Raw genomic sequence first — 4,657 nt, 5'->3', positions numbered from 1 at the left:
GCGGGCTGGGGGGGGGGGGGGGGGGGGGGGGGGGGGCCGCCCCCCCGGGCCCCCCCCCCCCCCCCCCCCCCCCCGGGGGGGGGGGGGGGGCGCGGGGCCCCCCCCCCCCCCCCCCGCGACGCGATGGTGTCCCAGCTCACGAGCCGGGTACGCGTTGGTGGAACGTCAGGTCACTTGAGGGTGACCTTGGCGCCCTCACCCTCGAGCTTGGCCTTCGCCTTGTCGGCGGTCTCCTTGTTGACCTTCTCCAGGATGGCCTTCGGCGCGGACTCGACCGCGTCCTTGGCCTCCTTGAGGCCCAGGCCGGTCAGCTCACGCACGACCTTGATGACCTGGATCTTCTTGCCACCGTCAGCCTCGAGGATGACGTCGAACTCGTCCTGCTCCGGCTCGGCCTCGGCCGCAGCGCCACCGCCACCACCGGCAGCGGCAACCGCGACCGGAGCGGCGGCGGTGACCTCGAAGGTCGTCTCGAACTGCTTCACGAACTCAGAGAGCTCGATCAGCGTCATCTCCTTGAACGCGTCGAGCAGCTCGTCGGTGCTGAGCTTCGCCATATCTGGCGTCCTTTCCTGATTCTGTTAAGTAAGAACTGGTGCGCCGTGGGGGCCTCAGGCCGCCTCGGCGCCCTCCTTCTCGCGCTTGTCCTGCAGTGCAGCCGCCAGACGGGCGGTCTTCGACAGCGGGGCCTGGAACAGGGCCGCGGCCTTGCTCAGGTTGCCCTTCATCGCGCCGGCCAGCTTGGCCAGCAGCACCTCGCGGGACTCCAGGTCGGCGAGCTTCGTGACCTCGGCCGCGGTGATGGCCTTGCCCTCGAAGACACCGCCCTTGATGACGAGCTTCGGGTTGGCCTTCGCGAAGTCGCGAAGTCCCTTCGCCGCCTCGACGACGTCGCCCGAAACGAAAGTCAGCGCGGTAGGACCGGTGAACAGCTCGTCGAGGCCGTTGATGCCCGCGTCCGTCGCAGCACGCTTGGCCAGCGTGTTCTTCGCGACCGTGTAGCTGGTATCGGCGCCGAGCGAGCGCCGAAGCTGGGTGAGCTGGGAAACCGTCAGACCGCGGTACTCGGTCAGCACGGTGGCGCCCGAGCTACGGAAGCTCTCGGTCAGCTCAGCGACGGCCGTGGCCTTGTCGGCCCGGATCGGCTTGTCCGCCATGTCCCTCCTCTCTCGTTACTCGAGGCTGGTCCCCGTCTCGGCCGAAGCCGGAACGGGGGCGGAGGCAGCACGACAACGAAAAAACCCCGGCGCAGGGCGCACGGGGCGAGGGCCGGAAGATCGTCACGGTCGGCGGACCATGCTCACTGCCGAGTTACGCTTGCCGCCCTACGCGGGTCGCCCGATGTCGCGGGACCTTCGACCGTGCCGAAGCACGGTGACCAGCGGTCTCTGGGTGGTTCCTCATCCATGAGAACACGGATGACGGTTGAAGAGTACGCGCCCAGGCCAGCAGCGCCAAATCGCACGCGGTGAGCCGCGCCACTGACGCCGGCGCCGGTCAGCCCTGGGCCCGCCGCCGCCACAGGTAGCCACCGACGACCGTGGCGCTCCAGGCCAGCGCCCACCCGCTCAGCCCCAGCAGGGTCAGCGCGGCGGCGTCACCGCCGGTGGTGCGAGCGGCGGCCATGATCGGCGGCGCCAGCCAGGGGGCCACCGAGCCGGTCAGGCCGAGCACCACCGCGCCGACCCCGCCGAGGGCCAGCACCGCGACGCCGTACCCGGCGCCGCCCACCGACGCCCGGCTGGCCAACGCCCCAAGAGCAACCGCGGCGGGTACGACCAGGAGGTGCGCCCACAATCCCAGCGCGAGCCCGACCGGAATCGACCGGTCCCCCGGGTCGACCGGGCCGGACACCCCGCCGACCAGCCACGGAAAGAGCAGCGCGACGGCCACCGTCACCAGCGCCGCCACTGCCGCGGCGAGCAGCCCGGCAAACCGCTCCCGCGCGACCCCGACCGTCACCTGCGCCAGCCGACGCTGCACGTCCGGCTCGACGTCCAACAGGATCTTGGTCTGCCAGGCGAGCACCGGGAAGAGCACGACCGCGGAGACGCCGTACGCCTCCGCCGGCTGGGCACGACCACCGCCGTAGAGGGTGCCGAGCGCGATCAGGCCGGCGAGCAACGGTGCCACCGCCCGGCCGGTCCGCAGGAAACCGGCCAGCCGCATCCGGACCAGGGCGCTCACCGGGCCTCCCCCGCTGCCGGCTCGACCACCGGATCAGCGGCCTTCGGCTGCTCCGCTGCCAGCTTCCCGGTGAACCCGAGCGGCGGCTCGGCGGGTCGGGCGGCACCGGCCTCCCGGAACGGGTCGGCGGGTCGGACCTGGGCTGCGGCGGAGGAGGCGTCGGAGCGTACCCGCAGCACCTGGTGGCCCTCGGCGCGCAACCGGGCGACGGTGCCGGCGACCCGCGTGGCCGGCACCGCGACCTCGACCACCGCGATCGTCTCGTCCGTCGACGACGTCTGCTCGGAGAGCGAGCCGTCGGCCACCAACCAGCGGCGCGCGGCCGGCAAGCGGACCGTTTCGCCGCGGTGGTCGCTGACCAGGACGGACCCGTCGGCGGCGAGCACCTCGGCGATCAGCTCGGGCACCAACTCGCGGGTGGCGGCGTCCAGCCCCTCCCACGGCTCGTCCAGAACCAGCAGGCCCGGCGGGCGCAGCATCGCCTGGGCGAGGCCGACCTTCTGCGCGGTGCCCTTCGACAGCTCCGGCAACCGGACCGAACGGAAGGCGGACAGCCCGAGCCGGTCGGTCCAGGAGGTCACCGCCTCGTCGGCCGCGGCCCTGCCCAGCCCCGCCACCCGTGCCATCCCGGTCAGATAGCGGGTCACCGTGAACGGTTGGTCCGTGGGGAACCGCTCCGGCACCCAGCCCACCCGCGCCGGCCGGTCGGTGACCCGGCCCCGGCCCGGTCGGAGGACGCCGGCGGCCACCTGGAGCAGTGTCGACTTGCCCACCCCGTTGCGGCCCAGCACGATCGCGGCCTCACCGGGACCGATCCGCACGTCGATGCCCTGCAGCACCCACGGCCCCCGCCGGTGGTACCGCAACCAGACGTTCTCCAGCCGCATGGGTCGAGCCTGCCACACCTCAAACGCGCCGGGGCGCCGCCACGGTCGTGGCGGCGCCCCGGCGGAGCGAACTGTCGACTCAGGCGTCGGCCTGGTCCTCCCGAAGGTTCTTCACCAGGTTCGGGTCGACCGGGACACCCGGGCCCATCGTGGTGGTCAGGATGACCTTGCGGAGGTACTTGCCCTTGGCCGCGGACGGCTTGGCGCGCAGCACCTCGTCGAGCACCGCAGCGTAGTTGTCCACCAGCTGGGTCTCCGTGAAGGAGGCCTTGCCGATGATCAGGTGCAGGTTGGAGTGCTTGTCCACCCGGAAGGTGATCTTGCCACCCTTGATGTCCTGCACCGCCTTGGTGACGTCCATGGTCACCGTGCCGGTCTTCGGGTTCGGCATGAGACCGCGCGGGCCCAGGATCCGCGCGATCCGGCCGATCTTGGCCATCTGGTCCGGCGTGGCGATCGCCGCGTCGAAGTCGAGCCAACCACCCTGGATCCGGGCGACCAGCTCGTCGGTGCCCACCTCGTCGGCACCCGCGGCAGCGGCCTCTTCGGCCTTCGCGCCGCTGGCGAACACGATCACGCGGGCGGTCTTACCGGTGCCGTGCGGCAGGTTGACCGTGCCGCGGACCATCTGGTCCGCCTTGCGGGGGTCGACGCCGAGGCGCATGGCGACCTCGACCGTGGCGTCGAACTTGACGTTGGTGGTCTCCTTGGCCAGCTTCACGGCCTCGGTGGGGGTGTAGAGCTTCGACCGGTCGATGACATCGGCGGCCTTGCGGTAGCTCTTGCTGCGCTGCATTGCTGATTACTCCTGTGGTCTCTGGCGGGCCGCTCGGCGCGAGCCCTCCCACGGTCGGGTCGAAGGCCGGGGCCGACGTCAGTCGTTGACGGTGATGCCCATCGACCGGGCGGTGCCGGCGATGATCTTCTCGGCCTGGGCGATGTCGTTGGCGTTGAGGTCGGCCATCTTCTTCTCGGCGATCTCACGCAGCTGGGCGCGGCTGACCGAGCCGACCTTCTCGGACTGCGGAACACCCGAACCCTTCTGCACACCAGCGGCCTTGATCAGCAGCCGGGCAGCGGGCGGGGTCTTCAGCACGAACGTGAAGGACCGGTCCTCGTACACGCTGATCTCGGCGGGGACGATGTCGCCCCGCTGAGACTCGGTCTGCGCGTTGTAGGACTTGCAGAACTCCATGATGTTCACGCCGTGCTGGCCGAGCGCGGGGCCGACCGGCGGCGCCGGCGTGGCCTGGCCCGCCGGCAACTGAAGCGTGAACGTCTTGACGAGCTTCTTCTTCGGAGGCATGTCACTTCCTGGGGCTTGGAGCTGGGAAAATGCGGCTGTCGCCGCCCTCGGGGCGCGCACGGTCAGCGCGGTGCGACAGCGGCGACATTCAAGAGTAGCGCAGGCCGCAGCCCACTCGTCCGCCGAGGTCGAGCGAGAGCGCGTACGCCGACGTCGGGGGGGGGGGGGGGCGCCCCCCCCCCCCCCCCCCCCAACAACAAAAAAAAAAAAAAAAAAACAAAAAAAACCAGCACCCACAACCACCACACAAACACCACCACGCCCCAACACAAGACTC

General features: G+C 71.0%; 6 protein-coding genes. All 6 read right to left on the bottom strand.

The features are described 5' to 3' along the window. Positions 1–170: 170 nt before the first annotated feature. On the bottom strand, positions 171–557 hold the full coding sequence (gene rplL / locus ACFYL6_RS33140; protein ID WP_387177152.1) for a 50S ribosomal protein L7/L12: 387 nt from the start codon (positions 555–557) through the stop codon (positions 171–173). A 54-nt stretch (positions 558–611) separates the two neighbouring features. Further along, complete coding sequence (gene rplJ, locus ACFYL6_RS33135) at positions 612–1,157, bottom strand: 50S ribosomal protein L10 (RefSeq protein WP_387177151.1); 546 nt, start codon at positions 1,155–1,157, stop codon at positions 612–614. Between the two features lie 340 nt (positions 1,158–1,497). After that, on the bottom strand, positions 1,498–2,187 hold the full coding sequence (locus tag ACFYL6_RS33130) for a hypothetical protein (RefSeq protein WP_387177150.1): 690 nt from the start codon (positions 2,185–2,187) through the stop codon (positions 1,498–1,500). Further along, positions 2,184–3,074, bottom strand: coding sequence for an ATP-binding cassette domain-containing protein (locus ACFYL6_RS33125; protein ID WP_387177149.1), 891 nt, complete (start codon positions 3,072–3,074; stop codon positions 2,184–2,186). The genes ACFYL6_RS33130 and ACFYL6_RS33125 overlap by 4 nt, the downstream gene beginning before the upstream one ends. A 79-nt stretch (positions 3,075–3,153) precedes the next feature. Beyond that, a complete protein-coding gene (gene rplA / locus ACFYL6_RS33120) occupies positions 3,154–3,870 on the bottom strand; it encodes a 50S ribosomal protein L1 (RefSeq protein ID WP_091402424.1) in 717 nt (238 codons plus the stop codon). A 78-nt stretch (positions 3,871–3,948) separates the two neighbouring features. Next, positions 3,949–4,380 (bottom strand): 50S ribosomal protein L11, encoded by a 432-nt coding sequence (rplK, locus tag ACFYL6_RS33115; protein WP_124820953.1) that lies wholly within the window; start codon positions 4,378–4,380, stop codon positions 3,949–3,951. Positions 4,381–4,657: the final 277 nt, after the last annotated feature.

This window comes from Micromonospora sp. NPDC007208 (assembly GCF_042869175.1).
In the GTDB taxonomy this organism is placed as follows: domain Bacteria; phylum Actinomycetota; class Actinomycetes; order Mycobacteriales; family Micromonosporaceae; genus Micromonospora; species Micromonospora foliorum.
Note: the sequence above shows the minus strand (reverse complement) of the source record. Positions and strands in the feature narration are given on the sequence as shown.

Bases quoted from the DNA above. Each gene is read 5' to 3' on its own strand.
- rplL (WP_387177152.1), bottom strand. From the start codon at position 557: ATGGCGAAGCTCAGCACCGACGAGCTGCTCGACGCGTTCAAGGAGATG.
- rplJ (WP_387177151.1), bottom strand. From the start codon at position 1,157: ATGGCGGACAAGCCGATCCGGGCCGACAAGGCCACGGCCGTCGCTGAG.
- ACFYL6_RS33125 (WP_387177149.1), bottom strand. From the start codon at position 3,074: ATGCGGCTGGAGAACGTCTGGTTGCGGTACCACCGGCGGGGGCCGTGG.
- rplA (WP_091402424.1), bottom strand. From the start codon at position 3,870: ATGCAGCGCAGCAAGAGCTACCGCAAGGCCGCCGATGTCATCGACCGG.
- rplK (WP_124820953.1), bottom strand. From the start codon at position 4,380: ATGCCTCCGAAGAAGAAGCTCGTCAAGACGTTCACGCTTCAGTTGCCG.